At 68.0% G+C, this 25,231-nt stretch carries 19 protein-coding genes and 1 pseudogene; 13 read left to right on the forward strand and 7 right to left on the reverse strand.

The features are described 5' to 3' along the window. Positions 1-113 precede the first annotated feature (113 nt). Both MXD59_RS24265 and MXD59_RS24270 read right to left on the reverse strand, forming a co-directional pair. Complete coding sequence (locus MXD59_RS24265; RefSeq protein WP_248826899.1) at positions 114-614, reverse strand: flavin reductase family protein; 501 nt, start codon at positions 612-614, stop codon at positions 114-116. Between the two features lie 248 nt (positions 615-862). Next, positions 863-2,377 carry an acyl-CoA carboxylase subunit beta gene (locus tag MXD59_RS24270; RefSeq protein ID WP_248826900.1) on the reverse strand — a complete coding sequence of 505 codons (1,515 nt, stop codon included), beginning with the start codon at positions 2,375-2,377 and terminating at the stop codon, positions 863-865. Positions 2,378-3,132: 755 nt separating this feature from the next. Between MXD59_RS24270 and MXD59_RS24275 the strand changes: the two genes are divergently transcribed. The 7 genes from MXD59_RS24275 to MXD59_RS24305 all read left to right on the forward strand — a co-directional run bounded on the left by MXD59_RS24275 (position 3,133) and on the right by MXD59_RS24305 (position 14,616). Continuing rightward, positions 3,133-3,417, forward strand: a complete 285-nt coding sequence (locus tag MXD59_RS24275) for an acyl carrier protein (RefSeq protein ID WP_248826901.1) — start codon at positions 3,133-3,135, stop codon at positions 3,415-3,417. A gap of 34 nt (positions 3,418-3,451) precedes the next feature. Beyond that, positions 3,452-8,959 (forward strand): type I polyketide synthase, encoded by a 5,508-nt coding sequence (locus MXD59_RS24280; RefSeq protein WP_248826902.1) that lies wholly within the window; start codon positions 3,452-3,454, stop codon positions 8,957-8,959. Continuing rightward, complete coding sequence (locus tag MXD59_RS24285; RefSeq protein WP_248826903.1) at positions 8,956-10,590, forward strand: long-chain-fatty-acid--CoA ligase; 1,635 nt, start codon at positions 8,956-8,958, stop codon at positions 10,588-10,590. The genes MXD59_RS24280 and MXD59_RS24285 overlap by 4 nt, the downstream gene beginning before the upstream one ends. Then, on the forward strand, positions 10,587-11,588 hold the full coding sequence (locus MXD59_RS24290) for an LLM class flavin-dependent oxidoreductase (RefSeq protein ID WP_248826904.1): 1,002 nt from the start codon (positions 10,587-10,589) through the stop codon (positions 11,586-11,588). The genes MXD59_RS24285 and MXD59_RS24290 overlap by 4 nt, the downstream gene beginning before the upstream one ends. 45 nt (positions 11,589-11,633) lie before the next feature. Further along, positions 11,634-12,434, forward strand: a complete 801-nt coding sequence (locus tag MXD59_RS24295) for a thioesterase II family protein (protein WP_248826905.1) — start codon at positions 11,634-11,636, stop codon at positions 12,432-12,434. A gap of 155 nt (positions 12,435-12,589) precedes the next feature. Continuing rightward, on the forward strand, positions 12,590-13,303 hold the full coding sequence (locus MXD59_RS24300; protein WP_248826906.1) for a TetR-like C-terminal domain-containing protein: 714 nt from the start codon (positions 12,590-12,592) through the stop codon (positions 13,301-13,303). Between the two features lie 101 nt (positions 13,304-13,404). Next, complete coding sequence (locus MXD59_RS24305) at positions 13,405-14,616, forward strand: cytochrome P450 (protein WP_248826907.1); 1,212 nt, start codon at positions 13,405-13,407, stop codon at positions 14,614-14,616. 217 nt (positions 14,617-14,833) lie between these two features. Here the strand turns inward: MXD59_RS24305 and MXD59_RS24310 are convergent, their stop codons facing one another. Further along, positions 14,834-15,202 (reverse strand): nuclear transport factor 2 family protein, encoded by a 369-nt coding sequence (locus tag MXD59_RS24310; protein WP_248826908.1) that lies wholly within the window; start codon positions 15,200-15,202, stop codon positions 14,834-14,836. 305 nt (positions 15,203-15,507) lie between these two features. On the opposite strand from MXD59_RS24310, the gene MXD59_RS24315 reads away from it, so the two are divergent. Genes MXD59_RS24315 through MXD59_RS24325 form a run of 3 tightly spaced genes read left to right on the forward strand, consistent with a single transcriptional unit; the run spans position 15,508 to position 19,595 of the window. Further along, entirely contained in the window at positions 15,508-16,476 is a 969-nt protein-coding gene (locus MXD59_RS24315) for a diacylglycerol/lipid kinase family protein (protein WP_248826909.1), read from the forward strand. Then, positions 16,473-17,978, forward strand: coding sequence for an MmgE/PrpD family protein (locus MXD59_RS24320; RefSeq protein ID WP_283097439.1), 1,506 nt, complete (start codon positions 16,473-16,475; stop codon positions 17,976-17,978). The genes MXD59_RS24315 and MXD59_RS24320 overlap by 4 nt, the downstream gene beginning before the upstream one ends. A gap of 54 nt (positions 17,979-18,032) precedes the next feature. Then, positions 18,033-19,595, forward strand: coding sequence for an APC family permease (locus tag MXD59_RS24325; protein WP_248826911.1), 1,563 nt, complete (start codon positions 18,033-18,035; stop codon positions 19,593-19,595). Here the strand turns inward: MXD59_RS24325 and MXD59_RS24330 are convergent. The 4 genes and pseudogenes from MXD59_RS24330 to MXD59_RS24345 form a co-directional block, all read right to left on the reverse strand. Beyond that, a complete protein-coding gene (locus MXD59_RS24330; RefSeq protein WP_248826917.1) occupies positions 19,529-20,122 on the reverse strand; it encodes an MmyB family transcriptional regulator in 594 nt (197 codons plus the stop codon). The genes MXD59_RS24325 and MXD59_RS24330 overlap by 67 nt on opposite strands. Positions 20,123-20,197: 75 nt before the next feature. Further along, positions 20,198-20,392 (reverse strand): annotated as a pseudogene (locus MXD59_RS27670) (helix-turn-helix domain-containing protein); the annotation flags it as partial. A 136-nt stretch (positions 20,393-20,528) separates the two neighbouring features. Further along, positions 20,529-21,365: an alpha/beta fold hydrolase gene (locus MXD59_RS24340; RefSeq protein WP_248826912.1), complete on the reverse strand. Its 837-nt coding sequence runs from the start codon at positions 21,363-21,365 to the stop codon at positions 20,529-20,531. 80 nt (positions 21,366-21,445) lie between these two features. Further along, a complete protein-coding gene (locus MXD59_RS24345) occupies positions 21,446-22,909 on the reverse strand; it encodes a DHA2 family efflux MFS transporter permease subunit (protein WP_248826913.1) in 1,464 nt (487 codons plus the stop codon). Positions 22,910-23,492: 583 nt separating this feature from the next. Between MXD59_RS24345 and MXD59_RS24350 the strand changes: the two genes are divergently transcribed. From MXD59_RS24350 to MXD59_RS24360, 3 genes are read left to right on the forward strand one after another with little or no spacing between them, the layout of a single operon-like run. Then, positions 23,493-24,260: an AfsR/SARP family transcriptional regulator gene (locus MXD59_RS24350; protein ID WP_248826914.1), complete on the forward strand. Its 768-nt coding sequence runs from the start codon at positions 23,493-23,495 to the stop codon at positions 24,258-24,260. 22 nt (positions 24,261-24,282) lie between these two features. Then, complete coding sequence (locus tag MXD59_RS24355) at positions 24,283-24,468, forward strand: hypothetical protein (RefSeq protein ID WP_248826915.1); 186 nt, start codon at positions 24,283-24,285, stop codon at positions 24,466-24,468. Beyond that, positions 24,443-25,192 (forward strand): IS701 family transposase, encoded by a 750-nt coding sequence (locus MXD59_RS24360; protein ID WP_248826916.1) that lies wholly within the window; start codon positions 24,443-24,445, stop codon positions 25,190-25,192. Before MXD59_RS24355 ends, MXD59_RS24360 begins: the two co-directional genes overlap by 26 nt. Positions 25,193-25,231 lie beyond the last annotated feature (39 nt).

Raw genomic sequence — 25,231 nt, forward strand, 5'->3', positions numbered from 1 at the left:
TCTGAAGATCCCGTCTCGCCCTACCGCTACACAGGTCTCAAAGATCCATCTGTCTCATGGGACTCTGACAGACAGGGCAACGAGCAGGTACTCGGCCGAGATTAACGACAAGCTCAGACCGCATCGCCGACACGATGGAAGCGTCGGCGGAAGTACACAGCGGGCCGGTCCTCGCCCAGCCGTGTCCGGAGGACCCGCCCCACGATGATTGAATGGTCGCCGGCGGCGTGCACCGCGTGGGCGGAGCAGTCAAGCATTGCGCACGCCAGGTGTAGAACTGGCAGGCCCCGTTCGTCGGAGCAGAATCCCGCGTCTGTGAACTTGTCCGCGCCTCGGGTGGCGAAGCGGACTGCCAGCCCGGCATGTTCCGGGGGCATCACGTGCACGATGAACCGCGCGGACCGCTCAAAGGCGGGATGGCACTGCGCGGTTGTGGCGAGGCACACGAGTACGAGCGGCGGATCCATCGACACCGAGCAGAACGAACTCGCCGTGAAACCCCACCAGCGGCCGGCGTCGTCAGCGGTCGTGACGATCGTGACCCCGGTCGGAAAGGAGGCCATCGCGTCGCGGAACAGGCGGGAGTCGCTGTCCTCCATCGAAGCCACAGTCATGACCCCGTCGACCTTTCCCTCGCGGTCTTGAATCTCCGTCGACTCATGCGGTCCACCTCTCGATCTGTCGGCCTGGCGGTGTTGGAAAATGAGCTAAGAGAACGCAGCAGGGCCCGGCAAAATCGGCGTCCTAAATCTGCGCCAGATCGTGAAAGAGGTCCGATATCAACCCTGGCCATTTGATATGTCAGATGACAGATGTCGGTTGGGTTGCGCGCGGATCCGGGCGCCCAACGGCCCGAAACCGGTCACAGCGGGATGTTGCCGTGGCTACCGCGGCGCTCCGGCGCCGTCGCCAGGGCGGCGATGAGCTCTCGGCGGGTGTCCGCGGGGCTGATCACCCGGTCCACAACCCCCAGTGACAATGCCCTGTCCAAACCCCCGGCCGTACGTACGTACTCCTCGACCAGGGACGCCCGCAGCGTGTCCCGTTCGACAGGATCCGCAGCGGCGAGCTCGCGGCGGTGCAGGATTCCCACGGCGGCCTCCGGGTTCATGACGGCCACCTCCGCCTGGCTCCAGGCAAGAACTCGGATGGCGCCCAACGCCCGGGAGTTCATCGCGATGTAGGCGCCACCATAAGACTTACGCAGGATCACCGTTACTCTCGGCACGACCGCCTCAGAAAAGGCATACAGAAGTTTCGCGCCGCGGCGTACCACGCCACCCCACTCCTGACTCACTCCCGGCAGATATCCGGGAACGTCCACCAAAACGATCAAGGGTATGCCAAAGGAGTCGCACATGCGAACAAAGCGTGCAGCCTTCTCCGCGGCGAGCAAGTCGAGACAGCCGCCCTTGCGCAGCGGGTTGTTCGCGATGACCCCCACGGAACGGCCAGCCAGCCGCCCGAGCACCACGACGATGTTCGGTGCCCAGCGCGCTTGGAGCTCGTCATAACCCTCGACCACGTCGCCGCCAGCCCACCGCGGGTAGGTATCCCTTGCCGGTACGCCTGCGTCTGTCCAGGCAGTCGACCTTATGGGGGCCGACGGGCCATCGAGGATGGCGCGCACGATGGGACGTACGTCGTAGGCGCGCCGCGGCCGGTCCGGGACCAGAAGGCCGGGATCGGGCCCGGTCTGATCCGCACCGAGGTCGACTGTCCCAGGCACCGCCAGCAGTGTGGTCATCCGTCTCGCTCGCAGGTAGGCATCGGCCTCCGAGGCGGCAACGAGATGCACGACGCCGGAGCGTCGACCGTGCGCCTCCATGCCTCCAAGGCCCTCCATGTCGATCTGCTCGCCGCTGACCTGGCGCACCACATCTGGACCGGTGACGAACACCTTTCCCTGCGGGGCCATCACCACGACATCGGTGAGCGCCGGCCCGTAGGCGGCGCCACCGGCGGCCGGGCCCACCACGACCGACACCTGTGGTACCCGCCCGGAGGCCGCGATCATGGATGCGAACATCTGTCCGATGCCGTCGAGGGCCTCCACTCCGTCGCTGAGGTTCGCTCCCCCGGAATGCCACACCCCGATGACCGGGCGGCACTCAGCCACGGCGAGGTCGATGGCGTCTGCGATCTGGCGGGCACCAATGGCGCCCATCGCACCGCCCTTGGCGGTGGCGTCGGTGCAGTAGGCCAGGACTTCGAGGCCGTCGACCCGACCGCGGGCGACCGTCACCCGGCTGCCTGGCCTGGGCGCGACGACGGTGAGCGTGCCCGGATCGAGCAGGCGCGCCAGGCGTTCTCGTGGATTCGCCAAGACCTGCTGCTCGGTCACGGCAACGGGTGCACGGATGCCCAGGTCGGTCATGAAACAGCCTCCTGATCATGGAATCATCCGTAGATGCTGCCCGCGGGACGGCGCGGCGCGTCCACCTGCCACCCTCGCGGTTCCCGAACGCGGGATGCGGCAGGTGCGTGCACGACCCGCTTCTAGAGTCCCCCGGGGGAGCGGGAAAGCGCATCGGGCGAGTCGGAGGAATTCTTGACGGTTCCGGAGAAGGCTTTCCAGCTTGCGGATTCCCACCCAGCACAGAAACGACTTTGGCCTACCCTTCTGACGATATCCTGACGGACCACTGATAGATCCCGATCTTGCGGAAACACCCTCCTGTTGAGACACTCAACCCGAGCCCTTCACCTCCACCGGTGCATCGATGAAGTAGTGTGTCTTCACACTCGTCGGGTTATGCTGTCCCGGCGATCCGCACTCCTATGACCCCTTCCGACAGGCATCAGTAGTGGAAGCTCATACTGGCCCGTACGAACCATGTCGATCGGACATCAGGGTCGGCCTATGTGCAGACCCGCCTGCTTCATCGCATCAGCGCCCACCTTCGATGCCTGACTCGCGGAGAGGGCCGATTCGTGCGACCGGCTACGGGCTGAACGTAGCGATCGGAGCCGTGGTCGGGTGTCAGCAGAGCTGCACACAGTTCAAGGTCGTCAGCACTCTGTCAGGAAGGCGTCAGTCGTCGCTGTTCGTATCTTAGTGCCGAACGGCGCGGCGAAGACGCCCAGAATGTGCACCGTCCTCGGAACGGCGGAGTTGAGATGTATCGTCCAGTGCCCGCCCCTGATTTTGTCGAACCAGCAGACACAGAGCAGCGCGAAGACGTTGAGGAGCTTGTTGTCAGATACGTCAGGAGCGCTCTCCTGATGGACGGCGACGAGGATCTGGACCTTACCGCCGGCTACTTCGACCTGGGACTGACATCCCTCCGACTCAATGACATAAAGCAGCAACTCGAAAGCGCCCTGGAGGTGAATATCGACGCGACCGCAATGCTCAATCTTGCCACCCTGAATAGCCTAATCGAATACCTTTCCCTGGAGCTTTCCGCCTCCTGAAGCATACGAGGGCCCTGAAGAGGGGATTTACGGCGTGCTTCGCGAAACCGTGCGCACCGAACACCAGTTGCCCGACACCACCAGGCACGACGCACCCGACGGGAGCGATGACCTCACCGCGCGGCTGCTACTGGAGAAGTACGAGCCCATCGCCGTGGTGGGCATGGGTGTCCGTTTTCCGGGCGGGTCCGATTCCCCTCAGGATTTCGAGGAGTTCCTACGGGCCGGACGCTCTGGAGTCAGTCCGCTGCCCACCGACCGGTGGGACGTCGACGCGTTCACACCGAGCCAGCCGAACGAACGAGGGAAGATACAGACCACCGGCGGCGGCTTCCTTGACCAGATAGATCGGTTCGACGCCGCCTTCTTCAACATCAGCCCTAAGGAGGCGCAGTTCATCGACCCTCAGCAGAGACTGGTGCTGGAAACCGCCTGGCATGCACTGGAGCACGCCAACCTGGATCCGACACCGCTGCGCAGGGGCAATGGTGGTGTTTATATCGGAGCCAGCTCCATCGATTACGCGCTGGAGCTCGACTCACTTCCCTACGAAGCGCTCGACGGCCATCTCGCGGCCGGGATCACCGCATTCCCGCTCTCCGGCAGACTGTCGTACTTCCTTGGCTGGCGCGGTCCCAGCGTCAGTGTCGACACCGCCTGCTCGTCCTCGCTGAGCGCACTGCACATGGCGGTGGAGGGCCTGCGCCGCCGCGAATGCGACGTGGCGCTGTGCGGCGGAGTGAACGCGCTACATCATCCGCGCATCATGGTGATGTTCTCGCACGGCCAGATGCTCGCCGCAGACGGACAGTGCAAGACCTTCGACGACGCGGCGGATGGATATGTCCGGGCCGAAGGCTGCGGAATGCTCGTCCTGAAGCGCCTCTCGGACGCCGAGCGGGACGGCAACACTATCCTCGCCGTTGTCCGCGGCACCGCTATCGGGCAGGACGGCGACAGCGCGGGGCTAACGGTGCCGAACGGCCCAGCTCAGGAACTGGTGATCCGACGCGCCTTGGCGGCCGCCCGGCTCACTCCGGGCGACATCCAGTACGTGGAGGCGCACGGCACGGGCACGCCGCTCGGCGATCCCATCGAACTGGCAGCCATCAATGATGTCTTCACCGACTCGCACACCCAGGACACCCCGCTCTGGGTCGCCTCCGTGAAGACCAATCTCGGCCACATGGAACCGGCTTCCGGCATTGTCGGAGTCATCAAGACGGTGCTGCAACTGCAGGCCGGGACGATCTATCCGCATCTCAACCTCCGGCATCCGTCGGCGCGGATTCCATGGGACAGCTATCCTGTGCGGGTTCCGACCACCTGCGTTCCCTGGCCGGACGGAACGCGGCGCGCGGTGGTGAACAGCTTCGGCTTCGCCGGGACGATCGCAGCTGCCGTCCTAGAGCAGGCCAAAGCCCCGGCCCCGCATCCGACGGCGGCTTCTGCAGACCCCGCACCAGCGGCGGTGTCAGAACCCGACCGGTCGCTGACGGCGCTGTTCACGCTGTCGGCGAGGAATCCGGCGTCGCTGCAGCGGCAGGCCAGCCGTTACCAGCGATTCCTCGCCGACAACCCAGATGTCGACCCTGCCCGGATCAGCTATACGAGCAACATCGGCCGGGCACACTTTCCGCATCGACTCGCGGGCGTCGTCCGCAACCGGTCCGATCTGGACCGGCTGCTCGCCTCCGCGCTGTCCGTCGAAAACTCCTCCGCGAGGTCCCGACCCCGGAAGATCAGCTTTCTGTTCAGCGGTCAGGGAAGCCAGTACGCGGGCATGGGCGCTGGGCTCTACCGGCGGTTCGGGGAGTTCCGCCGGTGGGTCGATGAGTGCGACGAGCTGTTCGCCCGCCACCGCCCGGAATCCGTACGCGACCTGCTGCTGGGCGCGGACGGCGCCGCCGACCTGATTGACCGGACCGCGTACACCCAGCCGGCGCTGTTCACCCTGGAGTACGCCCTGGCCCAGCTGTGGACGAGCTGGGGGGTGCGGCCGAACGTGCTGATCGGGCACAGCGTCGGCGAGGTCACCGCCGCCGCGGTGGCCGGAATATTCGACCTTCCGGACGCCGTCGCCCTGGTCGCAGCCCGTTCCCGGCTCATGCAGTCGGTGCGCGCCCCCGGCGGCATGTGCGCGGTGCACGCTCCGGTCGAGCAGGTGGAACCCCTGCTCGACGGCCGGCTGGGGCTGTCGATCGCGGCGGTCAACGCGCCCGGCCAGTGCGTGGTCTCCGGGGCGCGCGACCAGCTGGCGGACATGACCGCGCGGCTTCGTGAACGCGGCGTCCGGGTCGATCCGCTCGCGGTCTCGCACGCCTTCCACTCGCCGCTGATGGCCGAGGTGTCTGACGAGTTCCTCGCCTCCCTCGCCAACGTCTCGTTTCACGAACCGCGCGTCCCCGTCATCTCCAACGTCACCGGTGGTCTGGCGAGGTTCGCCGAGATCGGCACGGCCGACTACTGGGTCCGCCATATCGCCCAACCCGTCCAGTTCATGGCCGGGCTGCGGACGGCCGAGCGGCGCGGTCAGCACATCTTCGTCGAAGTCGGTCCCTCCGCCGCACTGACGGCGCTGGCCCGCCAGTGCCTGCCCGGCGACGGCCATCTGTGGGTGGCCAGCATGCGTCGCCGCAGCGACGACGTCGACGCGATCCTGCGCGCGCTAACGGACCTTTACACGGCAGGTGTCGCGGTGTCCTGGCAGGGCGTTCACCGTGGTCAGGAGCTGCCCCGGGTCGACCTGCCGGGCTATGAGTTCCACCGTCGGCGGTACTGGCTGCCCGTCGCCGGCGGCGCCACCCCGGCGCCTCAGGGAGGCTCGCACCATCCACTGCTCGGACGGGAGGAACCGCGCCGCCCCGACGCCCCCGCCGGATCCCACGAGTTCGCTGCGGACTACTCGGCCGATCAGCCGGCCTACCTCAGCGACCATCCCGGCCCGGACGGAAACTCGGTCGTCCCGGCCGGGGTGTACGTCGAACTGATCCTTGCCCTGCAAGACGCGGTACTCGGCCACTCTCGGGCCACGATCCATGATCTGCGTCTCCATGAGCCGCTACCGCTCAGCCGAGACGAGGCGGTGACCATTCGTACCCGGCTGACCCGACGCGCGGACGGCTGCCTCGACGTCGAGGTGGTCAGCGGTCCAGCCGGAGAACCCCGGCTCCATGCCAGTGCGCTCGTGGACCAGGCCGGTCCGATCACCGAAGGACCTTCCGGGCCGGCCGCTGCCCTGCTGGCTCGGGCCGAGCGGCCCGGCGGGATCCTGGAAAGCGCCGACGGCGACGACATCTACACCGACCTCACCTCGGTCGGACGACCTTACGGGAAGCGGTTCCGCCTGGTCACCGACGTCCGCCGGCAGGCGAACGGAATGATCATCGGGGAGCTGGCGAACCGTCCGTCGACCGCGGTGGAGCACCTGCCACCCGAGGTCGTGGAGGCCATGACGCAGATCGCCGGCGCGCTGCACGTCGACGGGCCGGTGCTGGCGCCGATCTCGTTCGGGCAGGTCCGGCTGCTGCGCAAGCCCCGCGCCGATCGGTTGCGAGTGCTGGCCTCACTGACTCCTGACGACGCGGCCGGTTGCTCCGCCGACATGGTGCTGCTGGACGGTGACACCCCTGTCGCCGAGCTGATCGGAACCGAACTGCGGCCGATCAAAAACAATTCACCGTTCACCCACCGGCTGGAATGGGTCCACGAGCCGACGCCCACCGCGGGCCCTCCGGTCGTCGCTCCGCGCCACGTCCTGCTCCTCGGTGGCTGGCCGACGGACCGGCCGGCCACGCCCAACGCCACGGCGGCCGGCACGCGGCGGGGAATCGACCAGCTCGTCGCCCAGGCCGCCGAGCACGACATCCGGGTCACGCCCCTGACGGACGTCGAAGGCCTGGCGGCGGCACTCGACGGGCCCGCCGTCACCGACGTGTGCTGGCACTGGCACGGCGAGCCGGAGGTGGCCTCCGCCGACCGGCTGCGGGCGCAGTGCGAGCGCAACTACAGTGAGCTGCTCCAACTGGTCGCGACGCTGACCGGGACAGCCGCGTCCCCGCCACCGCGGCTCTGGCTGGTCACGACGCGGGCGCAGTGGCTGCCCGATGACCAGCCCGGCACCGGTGAACAGCTCGCCGCGGCGACCCTCTGGGGATTCGGCCACGTCCTACTGAACGAGAACCCGCGTTACCGGACGACGCTGGTAGACCTCACCGACGATCATGATTTGGCCGATCTGCTGGCTGGCTGGCGGGAACCGGAGGCCGGCGAGTTCCAGCTCGCGTTCCGAGGCGGACGGCGCTACGTCCGGCGTCTGCTGGCCGACCGTGAACCGGACCTGACCGACGACATGCCCGTCAAGACCCCGACACCAGCCCCGCCCGAGCCAGCCAGGCCCACGTCGAGACCGGACCCGGCCATCCCGGTGCGGCCCGACCGGGTCTACCTGGTGACCGGTGGTCTGGGCGGGCTTGGTCTGGCCACTGCTCGCATGCTGGTGGACCAGGGCGCTACCAGGCTGGTGCTGGCCAGCCGCGGTGGCCAGCCGGCCACGGAGGCAGCCGGGATCCTCGACGAGCTGTCCGCTCGGGCAGAGGTCCACATCGTGCGCGCCGACCTGGGGTCGACCCAGGACGTCCAGCGGATCGCCGAGCAGGTCACCCGGGTGGGCGCCCCGCTCGGCGGCATCGTGCACGCGGCCGGGTCCGCGGGCACGTCGCACGTCACCACCATGACCTGGGAGATGATCGACGACCAGTTGCGCGCGTCGGTCTACGGCGGGTGGCTGCTGCACGAGCTGGGCCGCCAGTACCCGGAGCTGGACTTCTTCTGCGTCCACTCGTCCATCGCAGCGGTGGTCGGCGGGGCCACCCAGGCGCACTACGCCGCCGGGTTCGCCTTCCTGGACGGTCTGGTGACCTGGCGGGCCCGGCAAGGACTGCCGGGGCTCACGGTCAACTGGGGAGCGTGGTCACGGGTCGGCATGTCGGCCCGCCTGACCGGGAACCTGGGCGCCGAGCTGCAGCGCAGCGGCATCCGGTACTTCTCGCCGGTGCGCGCGCTGCGGACCTTGCGGCAGCTGCTGGGCTCCCCCGTCCCCGTCACCCAGCGGATCGTCGGGGAGTTCGACTGGCAGCGCCACGTCGCGCAGAGCCTGCTGACCAACGCGTTGTACTCCCGCCTAGTCAGCGCGGATGCGGGGAGCGCCAGTGGCGGCTACGACCTAACCGCGCTGCTGGCCAAGCCCTCCGCGGGACGCAGGGAGGCCATCGGTGAGCTCGTCCTCGGCAGTATCGCGGCCGCCATGCACCTCGATGAGGATGAGGAGGTGGAACCGTCGGCCGAGTTCGTCGCGCTCGGCTTGGACTCGCTGATGGCGCTGGAGGTCAGGAAGACTCTGGAGGCCGCGCTGCGGATCGCGCTCCCGGCGACGCTGACCTTCGACCATCCCACTCCCACCCGCCTGGCCGAGTTCCTCGACGGTCAGCTCGCCCCGCAGGCCCAGGCGGACCGCGGTCATCCGGTGGAGGCAGGCCGATGAGCCCGACACACCCCGCCCCCACGGCACCATTCGCCGAGACGACGATGCCCACCCCGACGACGGTGACCACACGGCCGGAGTGGACGCTGCCTGCCACCTCCGCGCGCCATGCGCGGGAACGCCCGGAGCACCCCGCGATCGTCTGCGAGCGCCGCATCGTCACATACGCCGATGTGCACGAGGCCAGCAACCGCGTCGCGCACGCGCTGAGAACAGCCGGCGTGCAAGCCGGAACGCGGATCGCATACCTGGGGCGCGAGTCGGAGTATTACTACATCGTCGTCTTGGGCTGCGCGAAGGTCGGCGCGGTCCTGGTACCGGTCAACTGGCGGTTGACCTCGGCCGAGGTCGACCACATACTGCGGGACTCCGGCGCGCGGGTGCTGTTCGCGGACAGCGCCTTCGCCGGGACCATCGAACGCGTCCGTCCCGGCCTGCCCGGGCTGGTGTCCGTCGTCCTCGTCGACGGCCCCCGGACGGCCGACCCCGGTCAGGGTCTGCGCACCTGGTGGGCGGACGCCCCGTCAGGCGAGCTGAATCCGTCGAGCAGCCCCGACGGCCCGGTGGTGCAGATCTACACCAGCGGCACGACCGGCCGACCCAAGGGCGCCGTGGTTGCCCACCGCAGCTTCTTCACCCTGCCGGCGGCACTACGCGCGGCCGGCGTGAGCTGGCTGGACTGGCTTCCCGACGACATCAGCCTCATCTCGCTGCCCGGCCTGGGAACCGCGGGGATGGGTTGGTTCATGCACGGCTTCAACGCTGGACTGACCAACGTGGTGATGCGGACGTTCGTCCCACAGCAGGCCGTGCGGCTCATCCGGGAACTCGGCGTCACGACGACGTTCGCCGCGCCCGCGATGCTGCGCATGATGCTGGACGAACAGGACGCGGACCGCGCGGCGTTCGCCTCGATGCGGAAGATCGCCTACGGCGGCGCGCCGATCTCCTCAGCGTTGCTGACGCGCTGCATGGCAGTCTTCGACTGCGAGTTCGCGCAGATCTACGCGAGCACAGAGACCGCGAGCGTCGCGACCTGTCTACCGCCTTCGGCGCACCGGCCGGGAAGTCCACTCCTGGGCTCGGCTGGTCTGGTCTGCCCCGGCAACGAGATCAAAATCATTGACGAGCGAGGTCGGACCCTGCCGCCGGGCCAGACCGGCCAGATCTGTGTGCGCACTCCCGCCCGCATGCTCGGCTACTGGGGCATGGTCGAGGAGACCGACCGGACCCTGCGCGACGGATGGCTACTCATGGGCGACCTCGGACACCTGGACGAGAACGGGTGCCTCTACCTCGCCGACCGGATCAACGACACCATCATCGTCGCCGGCCAGAACATTTACCCGGCCGAGGTCGAACGGGAGCTCGGCGAGCACCCTGAGGTCGTCGACGCCGCTGTGGTCGGCGTCGCGGACGAACGATGGGGCGAGGCGGTGCACGCCTTCGTCGTGCTTGCCCCGGGGGCGTCGCCGACACCACGCCAGCTGCTGGTCTTCCTGCGGGCGCGACTGGCCGACTACAAGCTTCCCGTCGCCTTCCACGTCGTCGAAGAACTGCCGCGCAATCCGGCGGGCAAGCTCCTTCGCCGGGTACTGCGCGCCGGTGTGAGCGCGGGCGGGACCCCGTGAGCGGTGCCAGGCCGGGGACCGCCGACGTAACGCGGGTCGGCGTCCTGCTGCCGACCCGGGAGCAGGCCGTCACCGGCACCGTAGCGATCGGCCCGCTGGTGCGGTTCGCCGGTGCCGCCGAGCAGCTCGGGTTCGACTCGCTCTGGGCCGGCGACTCACTGACGGCCCGCCCGCGGCTGGACCCGTTCACGGTGCTGGCCGCGGCGGGCACCGCGACAAGCAGGATCACCCTGGGAACCGCCGCGCTCACCCCGGTGCTGCGCCATCCACTGGTCGGCGCGAACCTCATCGCCTCGCTCGATCACGTCTGCGACGCACGGCTGGTGCTCGGGCTTGGCTCCGGCTTCCCCATCCCGGAATCCAAAACCGAGTTCGCCGCGCTGGACGTGCCCTTCCACCAGCGGGTCGGACGGCTGGACGAATCCGTGTCCCTCTGGCGACACGCCTGGCGGGTAGGGGCGGACGGGCCGTCGACACCGTTCGCCGGCCGCTACTGGCAGATCCCGTCTGTGGACGGACTACTGCGGCCCCTCCAGCCGGGAGGACCGCCGCTCTGGCTGGCCAGCGGCGACACAGACGCGGTGATCGAACGCGTCGCCCGGCACTACGACGGTTGGCTACCCTTCCTGCCGTCGGCGGCGGCATACTCCGCCGCCTGGCAACGCATCGAGGCCCGACGCAAACAGCTGGGCCGGCCAGCCGGAACGATCACACCCGCCCTGTACGCCACGGTCATGCCGGCCGACGACCCCCGGCGAGCCGAGGAGGAGCTCAACGCCTACGTCGCGGGCTACTACCACCGCTCCCTCGACGAGGTGATGGGCATCCAGGTCTACATCTGGGGACATCCACGAGAATGCGCCGAAAAGCTGGCCGACTATGTCCGCGCTGGCGCCCGGCACCTCATCATCCGCATCGGTTCGCTCGATCCCGAATCGTATCTCGCCACCGTCGCGCGGGAAATCATACCGGTCCTACGTCGACTGCCGACCGGTTGACCCTCCCGCGGTACCAGAAACCGTTCATGCCGAGGAGGTTTGTTCATGGCCAACACGCTCGCCGCACAGGTATCGACCCACGGCCAGTGGTTCCATCCGGAGGCGCTCGATCCGGCGGCGGAGATCCGGCTCTTCCTCTTCCCCCACGCCGGCAGCGGAGCCATCATCTATCGTGACTGGGCCGGTCTGCTGCCGCCCGACATCGGCGCGCAGGCGGTGACCCTGCCCGGCCGTCAGGAGCGCCGGGACGAGGCCGCCTTCACCGCCTGGGATCCCCTGGTAGACGCCCTGTACGAGGCGGTACTCGCCGAGTGCGACTACCGGCCGTTCGCCATCTTCGGGCATTGTCTCGGCGCCCAACTGGCCTATCACCTCGCGGTCCGCATGCACCGCGAGGGTGTACCGGAACCACTTCTCCTCGGCATGTCCGGCTGGGCGCCCGAGGGCTTCTTCAATCCGACGAAGGAGCACATCGGGATGCCCCAGGAGGAGCTCGTCGACTGGATCAAGCGGCTTGGCTCCTTTCCGGCCGAGATCTACGACAATCCCGAGATGCTAAAGATGATCATCCCGGCGCTGAGGGCCGATCTCTCGGTGGCCGCACAGCGGGTGGACGAGGCCGATCCGCTGCCCTGCCCGATGGTGTCCTACGGCGGCCAGGACGATCCATTGATGGAAGAGCGCACGGCGTTCTCCTCCTGGCGGCCACGCAGCCCCCACTACCTGGGCCACAGCGAGTTCTCCGGAGGGCATTTCTTCATCGACCGGCACGCACTGGCGGTGATCTCCGACTTCACCCGGCACCTGCATCGCATCGCCGCCGCCGCCGCCGACCAGCCGGCCTGAGCGGAGCCTGGTGGGCGTTACTTCCTCGCCCGGGGCACGTTGTCCGGCGTCCCGGGCGGGACCTCTCGATCTGAGACCGGTGCGGCGGTCCGCCGAGGCCGGCCATTACCCGTGACGTAATCGACGGACCGGTACCGCACTGCCACGATGCAAGCATGACTGCGGCGAGCGCCCTAGACGACGAACAGGCCGTTGTGCGGATCAAGGAGGCGGCGCTAGTCCGCCTGGCGGTCCGCCGCGAGTTGAACCTCGACCTGGCGGCCCTGGCCGGCGCGACGGGCGTCGATCCGGCCTTGGCCCGCGCCTGGTTTCCCCAATCAGACGATCTTCTCACCGCGCTCGTACTGGACGCCTATGCCGGTATGGGCGCCGGCGCCGAACGTGGCGCGGCCGAGGCCGCCGCAGCCGACGGCAGCCCGCTCGACCGATGGCTCGGCGGCTGCCGCGGAATCCGCCGCTGGGCACTGGACCATCCAGACGAGTACACGCTGATCTGGGGACCGCCGGTACCCGGCTACGAGGCGCCGCCGGAGACGATGGTGGTCGGTGCGCGGGCCGTGATCACACTGTTGACGGTGCTGCGCGACGCGTACCAAGCCGGTTCCCTGCTGGTCCGCCCAGCCGAGCCCGCGCTGTCCGAGGGAATGGCACGCAACGTGGCCGGCCTCGCCGCTGGGCTACTGGAGGGCCTCCCAGACCCAGCGATCGCCCGGATGCTCACGGTGTGGACACAGCTGCACGGAATGATCGGCTTTGAAGTTCACAACCACATCGCCGGCGTCGCCGCCGATCCGGCTGCTTTCTTCGACTACGCGGCCGAGTCCATGGGCATACATGTCGGACTCACCGCGCAAAAATTTCGGTCCTGACAGTCGCCGTTAGCCTCCCGTTAGCCTCCCGTCAGCGCCGTGTCAGAACAAGGAAGGATGTTGGTGTTGGTGTAAGCAGATTTTCCAACAAAGGGATGACCATGCTCGCAGAAGAAACCATCGTGCACGAATGGCCGTTCCGGCGGACCGTTGCCGGTCGGCCACCCGTAATCCTCGCCGACCTGCGGGAGGCACCGCCCTGTGTCGTCCGGATTCCGGCCGGCGCGGAGAATTCCCGGCTGGCCTGGCTGGTCACCAGGTATCCTGACGTCCGGCAGGCCCTGATGGATCCGCGGCTGAGCGCGGACGAGACTCTACCCGGCGCGCCGGTGCGCATTCAGGTACCGCCCGGGCAGAAGCCCGGGTCCTTTCTGCGAATGGACGATCCCGAGCACGCCCGCCTTCGCGGTATGATCACAGCGGAGTTCACTGCCAAGCGGGTCCGTACCCTGCGCATGGCCGTTCAGCGGCTAATCGACATGCTGCTCGACGGCCTAGCCGAACTGCCCCAGCCAGCGGATCTTCAGGAAGCCTTCTCCCGGACCCTGCCGACTCTGGTCGTGGCCCGCCTACTCGGCATTCCCGACGAGGACTCACCATTCTTGGTGGAGAAGACGGCGACGACTATCTCGCAGGGTAACATCGAACGCTCCTACGCGGCCTATCTGGAGATGTCCGAGTTCATCGGCCAGCTCGCACTACGCAAGCAGGAGAAGCCAGAAGACGACATGATCAGTCGACTGGCCGTCAACTATCTGCGGCCAGGCACGATCACCCTCGACGAGCTGGTTGGCATCGCGCGTCTCGTCCTCGTCGCCGGGCACGAGACGACTACCAACCAGATGGCACTGAACGTGCTCAGCCTGTTGCTCGACAACGGGCTGCGTGAGACTGTGCTGGCTGACAACGGTGCTCTGATCAGGCAGTTCGTCGAGGAGTCCATGCGCTACTGGTCGATCTCGCAGGACGCCATAGTCCGGCTGGCCCTGGTGGACATGGAGCTCGGTGGTGTCACTATGAACAAGGGAGACGCGGTAGTGATCTCGATTCCCGCCGGCAACCACGACGGATCGGTGTTCCCCGATCCAGACCGGATCGACGTGCGCCGGGACTCAAGCCAGCATCTGCAGTGGGGAATCGGTCCGCACTACTGCCTGGGCGCGCCGCTGGCGAGGCTTGAAATGGATCTGGCTTTGCGGAGCCTGTTCCAGCGTTTCCCAAAGTTGCGTCTGGCGACGGAAGACCCGAACTCAGTCTTCCGCACCGGAACGGTCTTCCACGGCCTACGCGAGCTGCCGGTCGCCTGGTCGTGACGTAACGCCGACTGCCCGGTCGGGAAACCGGCCGGGCAGGCCAACCGTGTGCTGACGCGGCGTACCCGCGGCGGCGGAAACGCGAATATGCCACCGGGGCCGCGGACTCCGCTTTCGGGGTGCGCGGCCCCGCGGGCGATGTCTTGGCAGGCGACCGTGAACGTGATCCGCGGGTCCAGGCGAACCACCATCAGCCCGACCAGCCCACCAACACCCGTCAAGCCTGCGACGGCTCCGGGAACTGGTGATCCGAACGAATCCGGCCGCCCTTGTCCAGAATCAGGTACTCTGTGCCGGCGGCGACAACGTCACCGCCCGACGAAGACACCATTTCCCACGCTATCCGCGCGGCGTCATGGTTCTCCGAGAATCCGCTGAGCTGGAAGATGAAACCGTTGGCGACGAACTCCTCATACGCCTCGGCTACCGCCTCCTCGATTCCGCTATGACCGTGGAATTCGCGCCCGGTGTTCGCGTAGACACCATCCTCGGCCCACAGCTCCGCCACCTCCCTACGGCGCTTCTCGGGGTCCGACTCGTTCCAGACCGCGAGGTAGCGGTCGACGAGACTCTCAATCTGGCCCAACGTGCTCCTCCTGTCCGTATGTACCTTGGCGCGCGGCGGACGGGATATTCACAACATCTCACCGCCACCCGTCAATTGTCCCCATCGCCAACCGTCATGTCTATTACCTGTCGGGTAATCTGGCCGCCGGGCCATCCTGTATGAGGCCGTTGCCGTCAGGCCAACATCAGTAACCAGTCAGCTCGACCAAAGACGCTCGCGCGGCGGGCCGAGAAGTCCATCCGCCGGCCCGGACGGTGAATCCGCCATCTGGTTGGAGCGCGCGTATGATCGACTCTTCTGGACAGGTTCTCCAGCGGCAAAACTTGGAGCACTGCCTGGTCATCGCCAACCCGGCGGCCGGGACGATCAGCCCGCAGACCGTGGCCGAAGTGGTGGGGCGCTGCGAGCGCCACGCGCCGACCGAGCTCGCCTGGACCGACGGCCCCGGGGACGCCAGCCGGCTGGCCGCGGACGCCGCTCGCCGGGCCGCCGCCGGTCACGGCCCCACCAGCGCCTCGGCGCGGATCGTCGTCGCGGTCGGCGGGGACGGCACAGTCGCCGAGGTCGTTCGCGGGTTGCTCTCCCCGGAGGCCGCTGGCGGCGCACCGGCGCTGTGCATCGTGCCGGCGGGAACCGGTAACTCGAACTACCGCGCCCTGTGGGGCACCAGGCCCTGGCCAGCGGCCCTCACCCAAGCCCTGACGACCTGGCCCACCGGCCGCCGAGCGATCGACCTTGCGCACATCCGCGAGCTCGACGAGCCGGTCCTGCTCGGCGTCGGCGCCGGCCTGACCGCCGAGGTACTGCGCAGTGCCAACACGGTGCCTGCCACGGGCGCCGAGCGGCTGGCGACGGGGCTCGAACACGCTGCCGCGCGGTTCAGCGCCTACCAGGGCCGGGTCACGGTGGACGAGGCCGTGGTGCATGAGGGCGGCACCGTCTGCGTCAACATCGGTGGCGGTCGTCACCGGGCCTGGCAGTACCTCGTCCTGCCCGACTCACGGCTCGACGACGGCCTGCTCGACGTCTGTGTGGTGGGCGCGGCGCTGGAGCCGACCCGGCTTCCGGAGCTGCTGCGCACCGGGAAGCATCTGGGCCAGCCGGGGGTCGTCTACCGGCGGGGACGCCGCGTCGTGGTGGAACGCCTCGACGGCGACCCCCTGTGCTTCGAGCACGACGGCGAGCTGATGCCCGCCGCGACGGTACGGCTGACCGTCGACGTCCGGCCGGGGGCGCTGGTCGTCCTGTGCGATCCCGCCGTGGTCGGTCCGCTGCCCGGGGACGCGCGATGAGTGCTGGGGCGGACGCTCTGTCCCCGCCGACGTCATCCCTGACATGGCGCCTGTCAAGCTGGGCGAGCTCACTTCGCTTCGAGGACCTGCCGGAGCGCGTCGTGGAGCTGGCGAAGAGCCAGGTGTTGTCCCAGCTCGCCGCCATACGTGCAGGTCGCGTACATGACCTGGGCCGGCGGCTGGTCGCGGCCTTCGGCGAACCGCTGCAGGCCGACCCCGCCCGCGGCGCTTGCGTGCTCGCGACGCTGGGGGCGTGGCTCAACCTGGACGACACCGCGTATGCCGGCCACCTGTCCCCCTCGACCGTCGCCGTTCCCCTGGCCTACGCTCACAGCCTGCGCCTGGACGGGGCGAGACTGCTGACGGCGATCGTGGCGGCCAATGAGTGCGCGGCGCGGGTGACGGCCGCGGCCACCCTGGGGCCGTTCAGGGGTCAGACCGCGGCGCACACCAGCGTGGTCGGCGCGGTCGCCGGCCGGCTCCACTGCACCGGCCAACCGGCGGCCGGGTGGGTCGACGCGCTTGGGCTGGCCCTGGCCATGCCCCCTTGGACGCTGCTACCCGGCTTCCTTGGGGGCGACGCCCGCGCGATTTCCGGCCTCGTCCCGGTACGAGCCGCCATGGACGCCTGCGATGCCGCCGCCGCCGGCCTGCGCGCCGCCGACGACATCCTGGAACATCCAGGTGGATTCCTGGACCGGTTCGCCGCGGTGCCGCTGCCCGAGGTGGTCACGGCGCGCCTCGGGCAGCGCTGGCACACCGACACCCTGTCCTTCAAGATTCGCCCGGGTGGGCCCGGGATCGACAGCGCCGTCGACTGTGCCCTCGCTCTGCGGGACATGCTGCCGGCACCGGAACCCGACGAGATCACCGAGATCCTCGTCGAGACCTCGGCCTACACCATGTATGTCGAGCGGCAGCTTGCCGCCCAGGGACCCGGACCAATGCTGCCCGCCGGGGTCCTGCCTCTGTCCGTCCCCTATGCGGTGGCCACCGCGTTGCTGACAGGAAGGCTGACGGTGGCCGACTTCGCCACGCCGGCCCGACACGATCCGCGGCGGTGGCGGCTGGCGGCCAGGGTCCGGCTGGTCGAGGACCCTGGGATGACTCGAGATCTGATCGGCAGCGACGCGCCGTTCGGAGACGCGCTGCGACAGGCCGGGGAGCGGGCGAAGCCGTGGCTGGCCGGCTTCGTCGGCGCCCGGGCAGCCGAGCAGATCACCACCCTGGGTCCGCCAGCCGCCACGTTCACGGACGCGACGAAGCACACCGGTTCCCGGGTGACCGTCCGGTTGGCCGACGGCGGGACACTCACGGCCCGGCGGGACATACCGATCGGCGCCGCAGGCCCGGACACCCGGGCCACGCACCGCGAGTTGGTGCGGTCGAAGTTCGCCGCCACCGGCGGTCCGCCCGACGTCGCCGAGACCTGCGCCGCGTTGGACCACGCCAGCAGCGCCCGGGTCGCGGCGATGATCCGCGCAGCGCTGCGCATCGACTGACCCTCACGCGACGACACCGGACGCGCCCGTCATCGCCGAGATCCGAGGATCCACATGCCCACCGCCGACACGGCCACCGGCTCCGCACCCAACCATTCCGCCGACACCCGCGCCGCGGCCACGCCACCGGGACCGCCAGCCGCCGCCCTCACCACCGGGCACATCGTCTACCTTGTCGTCGCGGCGGCCGCGCCACTTTCCGCCATCATCGGCACCGTTCCACTTGCCTTCGCCGTCGGCAACGGCCCGGGGGTCCCCGCGGCCTTCGTCTTCGCCGGAGTAACGCTGTTCTTCTTCGCGGTGGGCTACCGGCCGGTCATCCGCCTAACCGGCGGCTCCGGTGGTTTCTACACGGCGGTCGCGGCCGGGCTGGGACGGACGCCGGCCGGCGCCGCCGGCTATCTCGCCCTGGTGTCCTACAACGCCGCGACCATCGGTCTGGTCGGTGCGTTCGGATACTTCTCCCAGGAGATTCTCGCCCGGCACGGTATCTCAGTGCCCTGGGAGCTGTGTGCCGCAGTCGGTCTGGTGGCCGTGGCGTTTCTCGGGCACCGGGAGGCGGAGCTCGCTGCCCGGGTCGTGGCCTTTCTGATGATCGGCGAAATTGGCGTGCTGCTGGCCCTGGATGTCTCCGTGCTCGCGCGGCACGGCTTCGCAACCTTTCCCACCAGCAGTTTCTCGCCCGGCACGATGACCGGCCCCGGCGTCGGAGTCTCCGTCATGTTCGCCTTCGTCTCCTTCATCGGCTTCGAGTCAGCTGCGCTCTACGGCGGTGAAGCTCGCAACCCGCACCGCAGCGTGCCGCGTGCCATCTGCTACGCGGCATTGTTCATCGCGGTCTTCTACGCGGTGACCAGTTGGGCGGCGGTCGGCGCGCTCGGCCCGACAGGTCTGCGCGAGGCCGCCCGGGAGCAGGGCGGCGACCTGTTCTTCAATCTCGCCGAGACCTATCTCGGCCGCACCGGGGACCTGTTCTTCCAGGTGCTGCTCTGCACGAGCCTGTTCGCGGCTACCCTGGCCCTACACAACGCGGCCAACCGCTACACCGTCGCGCTCGCCGCCGACGTGATGCTGCCCGCCTGGCTTGGCGCGCGGTCGCGGACGACTGGAGCGCCGGTGCGAGCCAGCCTGGTACAGGTGGCGATCTGCGCGGCCATGGTCGCGGTATTCGCCCTCGTCGGTGCGCATCCCTACACCGGCATGACCACCAGCATGCTCGGTCTCGGCACGCTCGGCATCGTGCTGCTGCAGGCGCTGGCGGCGCTGTCGGTTCTCGGTCTTCGGCGGGTCGAGGGCGCTGCGGCGGGGAGCTGGCCGGCACAGATCGCCCCGCTGCTGGCGCTAGCCGGCCTGATCGCGACTCTCTGGCTCGCAATTTCCAATTTCGGCCTGTTGACCGGCTCCGACTCCCCCGCGGTGACGCTGCTACCGTGGCTGCTGCTACCGGCGGCGCTCGCCGGCGCCGGCCGGGTGCTGTGGCTACGCCAAAGCGGTCGCTCGGCGCCATGCCAAAAGGCCGCGCCGGCCAGCAGCCGCCACGACATGACCGGTCAACCGCCGGCGGTGGGCGCTGGTGTCGCGACCGATCCGACCTCGCCAGCCCATGGCGCAGTCTGACCCGCCGCCGCCGCGGCGGCCCGGAATGCGTCGGCCGTGTGTTCGTCGGCCGGATGCATCGTCTCCAGGGAGAGCTCAGCGACCGTGATGTCGGTCGCGGCGCCGAAGGTGGTGATGGTGCTGAACAGTTTCAGCTCCGTCCCTAGTGCCCGCACGCGGATGGAGGCGACGATCGAGTCCGACAGACCCTGGCAGTCCTCCGGCGCCTTCGGTACGTAGGACGCCACCTCGTCGTACAGGACGCGCAGGCTCTCCCTGCCAGAAAAGATCGCCTGCCGGTAAAGTCGGCCGACGAGATGGCTGCGCCATTCCTCAACATTGACCACCCTGGCCGCCAGCCCCTCCGGGTGCAGGCAGACGCGCATCACGTTGATCGGCGGGACCAGCAGGGTCGGGGACACCTCGGCCAGCAGCAGTCGAGTGCCGCCGTTCATCGCCACGATGGTCTCGTCCGTGTCCACTGCGAGCGCCGGGTATGGTTCGTGCGCCGTGAGGAGACGGTCGACGGCCTCCCGGATCGACTTCAATCGGGGAGCCTCTAGCGGGGTCTCCTGATAGACTGGTGAGTATCCGGCCGACACCAGCAGCGTGTTGCGCTGCCGGAGGGGAATCTCAAGCTGGTCGGCCAGTCTGAGCAGAAGGTCACGGCTGGGGCTGGAGCGGCCGGTTTCGACGAAACTCAGATGCCGGGTGGAGATCTCCGCGCGAAGGGCGAGGTCGAACTGACTGAGGTTCCGCCGCCGCCTCCAATCGCGCAGGAGGGGACCGACCCCAGTGCGAGCGTCGTTTATGGTCACTCACGCTACTATACCGACGTCAGAACAGACCGCGACCGACTTGATGAGTCAAACCCGCCCGCGGCTCGTTGTCAGATTGACCCACGACAGCGGAACACGTCCGCTTCCTGCACATACCCGGCCAACCCCGGCAGCATCAACGCCGATGGGCACCTACAAAGGCCAGTAGATCGCGACTCAGTCGGTCCGCATGGGTAGCGAAGAGGCCATGAGCAGCATTTTCGTAGCAGACAAAAGTGCTGCCTGAGACAAGCTGCGCGGTCCGCCGTCCGCACAGCTCTATCGGCGCGGCCACGTCCGCCTCACCATGAATGACCAGTGTGGGCAGTTTCACAGCAGAGGTGTCCGCCCGCAGGTCAGCGGTGAACAGCGTCCGATAGATCTCGGCAGCCGCCCGCGGGGAGGCGTCCAACGCGATCCGCACGAGCAGCTCGGTCCGCTCGCTCGACAGGGCCCCTTCCGTCGTCCCGCCGGCGCCGCCGAAGAAGGGTCCGGCCAACTCGCTGGTCCAGCGGGCGAAATCCCGTTCGAGCGCGTCAATAGTCGCTGCCAGCACCGCGGTGTCCACTCCGTCGGGATGGTCCGTGCGCCGGCCGAGGATCGGCGTGGTGCTACTGACCAGCGCGAGCCGAGCCACCCGGTCATCGCCGTTCCGGGCCAGGTAGCGCACCGCCTCGCCGCCGCCCACCGCGTAGCCGACCAGAGTGACCTCCCGCAGGTCCAGATGGTCCAGCAGCTGCGCAAGATCGTCCGCGAGGGTGTCGTAGTCGTAGCCATCCCAGGGCCAGTCCGAGCGTCCGCAGCCGCGGCGGTCGTACATGACGCACCGAAGCCCGTTCTTCACGAGCTGGCACGCCTGGGACTCCCACATGCGGGAGTTCATCATTGCGGCACCGAGCAGGACGACCGGCGACCCGGTGCCCCAATCGTGGTAGAACAGCTGCGTACTGTCGCGTGTGTTGAGAACAGGCATCGGATGAGCACTCCTCGTGTCACGTTGACCGCAGGATGGCCGGAGGTGGTGGCGAGCGGCCAGGACGAGATCGGAACGGGTCAGGCCCGTGCCGGCTTCGGCAGCAGCATCGCAATCGACGCGGCCGCGACACAGGCGGCAACCAGGGGGATCAGGGCGATCTCGAACGCGTGCGAGTAGTCCGTGACCTTGGCGGCTGCGCCGAGCGCGGGGAAGAACACCGCGCCCGCGATCGCGACGCCGATGGCGGCGCCGCCTTCCTGCGCGGTGTTGGCCGCACCGGAGGCGGCTGCGGCGTGCTCGGGAGCCACCCCGGAAAGCACGATGTTCGTCAGCGGCCCAGTCGTCATGCCCATCCCGAGCCCGGCGATGAGCAGGACGGGAATCAGCCAGAGCGTCGTCGAGGAATCGCCCATCGCCGCTACCGTCACCCCGACCAGCGTGTAGCCGACCGCGATCGTCGCGGGGCCGAGGACTACCAGCCGGGTGCCCAGGTGGGCCGCGAGCCCCACCGCGCTGAGCGAGGATGCGAAGTAGCCACCCCCCAGCGCGAGGAACATCAGGCCTGATTCCAGTGGTGACAGGCCGCGACCCTGCTGGAGATAGAGCGCGAGCAGGAAGAAGAACGAGCCCATCGCCAGGAAGTAGACCGTCATGGCCACAAGGCCGACAGAGAAGGTACGGCCGCGGAACAGTGCGGGGTCGAGCAGGGGGTGCTCGCCACGAGCGGCTCGCCGGCGCAGGTGGACGACAGCCACCACGGTCAGGACTGCCGCGGCCGCGAGGCTGATCCAGCACCACACCGGCCAGCCCTGCTCCTGCCCTTCCACCAACGGCAGGACGAGCCCCACCAGCAGCATCGTGATCGTGATGGCGCCGGGAAGATCGAGGCGCGCGCCGGCCGGCGCCCGGGACTCCGGTACCACCCGCCGGATGAACAGCAGCGTGACCAGGCCGATCGGCACGTTCAGCAGGAAAACCGTCCGCCAGCCGAGACCGGCCACGTCGACCGTGATGAGCACCCCGCCGATCAGCTGGCCGAACACGCCGGCCAGGCCGATGACCAGACCGTAGATGCTGAATGCCCGACCGCGCTGGGCTCCGGAGTACACCGTGCCGAGGATGCCCAGCACCTGCGGCACCAGCAGTGCTGCCGACACCCCCTGCACCACGCGGAACGCGACGAGAGCGTCGGCGGTCGGGGCGACCCCGCAGGCCGCCGAGGACAGCGTGAACATCATCAGTCCGGCGACGAATATCCGGCGCCGGCCGAACATGTCACCAAGCCGGCCGCAGGTAATCATGCCGGCGGTGAAGGCGACGCCGTAGCCGATGATGACCAGCTGGATCTGCGCCGAGCTGGCCGAGAGATCATTTTTGATCGACGGGACGGCGACATTCGCGATGAAGTAGTCCAGGACGGTGATGAACGTACCGACCAGGACCACCGCCAGCGCTCCCCACGAGGGCGCCCCGGCGGCCGCGGCAGGATTGCGCGCAGCTTCTGTGGTCTGGGTGCTGGAGGTATCTGCCTGCGCAGTCATCCGATGATCTCCCAGGTATATGTCAGCAACACGTCTGCGTGCCCACTGTCCAGGGCGCGACACCGGAAGGTCAATTACCTCGGAGGTAAAGTAACGCCCCAGCCGACGACTCGGCGAACGAAACCCCAGGTCACCGGCCACGGCACACAAAAACACCATGCGAACCGCCATGTGATACAGGTTACGAAGCTGACAGTGGACAACACTCCGACCACAACCCTAGACTAACTCCCGCCAAGATCATTCGACGTGCTACGAGCACTCAATCTATCTTCTTCCAAGGCGCGCCGAAGCGTAACCCGCATCCCGCTCACATGACGTGGCCGGCGTAATCCAGAGCTACCTGCGATCACCCGGGAGAAGGGAGTCTCTCCCGGGCGCACAATATTGTTGTCGCGGCAATCAACACAGCACCACTTGCGAGGTGCCGGAGCACCTCCGAGAGAAGGGCTGGCCAGAGGTTTGTCCTCGGATTCAGCCCGTCGCGTGCCCGGCGTACGGCGTCGATGCTCGTAAGCCGCGTCGGCAGCGGAGCCCAGGCCGGCAGAATCGGCCGCGGTACTCTAGCTAGGAGATCTAGGAGATGAAGTTCAGGATCCTTGGCCCAGTTGAACTAGAATCAAACGGAAGACTCACGAGCCTTGCGGGCACCCGACAGCGTGGACTACTCTCGACGCTGCTGGTCAGTGGCAATCACCCTGTCTCCGCGGAACAACTCTGCGTGGAGCTCTGGGGCGAGAACCCACCCTCGACGGTGGACAACGCCCTGCAGGCGCACGTGTATCGGCTACGCCAGGCGCTGAAGCGACTCGCCGGGGCGGACGACATCCCACCGGATCTCATTACCCGCGCACCCGGCTACCTACTGAAGATCAACCCGGACGACCTCGACATGAATGTGTTCCGCGAACGCATCGCCAGCGCGCGAGCGGTCCGGACGCAGGACCCCAAACAGGCGTTCAGCCTGTTGGAAAAGGCCTTGGAGCTGTGGCGGGGAACACCGCTGCACGAAATCTCTGCCGGACCGACGTGCCGAGGCGTCGCGGTCCAGCTCAGCGAGGAGTACGTGATTGCCCTCGAGGAAAAGCTCTCGCTACGCCTCGAGAACGAAGATCCAATCCGGTCGGTGGGCGAGCTGCGGCGCATGAGCTCGATGTATCCGTGGCGCGAAAACATCATCGAGATGCTGATGCTCGCGCTGTACCGATGCGGCCGCCAAGCAGAGGCACTAGAAACGTATCACGAGGCCCGCGGCCGGTTGGACCGGGAGCTCGGAATTGAACCATCGGTAGGACTGCGGCAACGGTTCCAGGAAATACTCAGCCAGTCACCGTCGCCGTCACTTTCCTGACCATGCCGCGGACGACGGCTGATTGGTGATTCATCTGTCCATTTGCTCTCCGGACACCTGCGGCGGCCGGGCCCTTTATAATCACCGTCCGCGTCCCGGCGGCACCGCCCAGCAGGCGAACGACTCCTGCTGGAAGATTGGGGCTTCTGGTTCGCTGCTGGTCGTGACGCCGGATAATGTGAATGCGCTGCGTCCGATCGTGGAATGAGTGCCTTCCGCAGTCCTGGACGGGCGATGAGGACCGGTGCCGTGAGGCGGGCATCGGCGGCGAGGTCACGTTCGCGACGAAACCCCAGCTGGCCAAGGCCATGCTGGCCCGGGCGCTGGCCGGGAAGGTCCCTGCCCGGTGGGTGACCGCCGACGAGGTGTACGGCTCCGACCGGCGCCTGCGCATGTGGCTGGAAGCCGAAGGCATCGGCCACGTCATGGCTGTGAAAAGCAACGAGTCACTTATCGGCGCCACCACCGGCCATATCTTCACCGCTGTCCGTGCCCGGACTCTCGCCGACGAGGTCGCCGACGAGGGCTGGCAGACGCTGTCGGCCGGCGACGGGGAGAAAGGCCCACGCCTGTACCAGTGGGCCCGGGTATCGATAAGGCCGCTACGAGAGAAAGGAGCAGGACACTGGCTGCTGATCCGCCGCAGCCTGACCGACTCCTCTACACGCGCTTTCTACGTCTGCTACGGACCTGCCGAGACGACTCTGACTGAACTCGTCCGGATCGCCGGCTCCCGCTGGTCGATCGAGGAATGCTTCCAGACCGCGAAAGGTGAAGTCGGCCTCGACCACTACCAGGTCCGCCGCTACGACGCCTGGTACCGACACATCACCCTGAGCATGCTCGCCCACGCCTATCTCACCGTCACCCGCGCCACCCAGCACACCGCTCACAGCGAAAAAGTGCCCCTATGTCCTTCGTCAAGCCGGTGAGGGGGTCGGGGCCTGGTAGAAGGTCCCATCGCGAAGCAT

Origin of the sequence: Frankia umida (assembly GCF_023242945.1) — a bacterium.
GTDB lineage: Bacteria > Actinomycetota > Actinomycetes > Frankiales > Frankiaceae > Frankia > Frankia umida.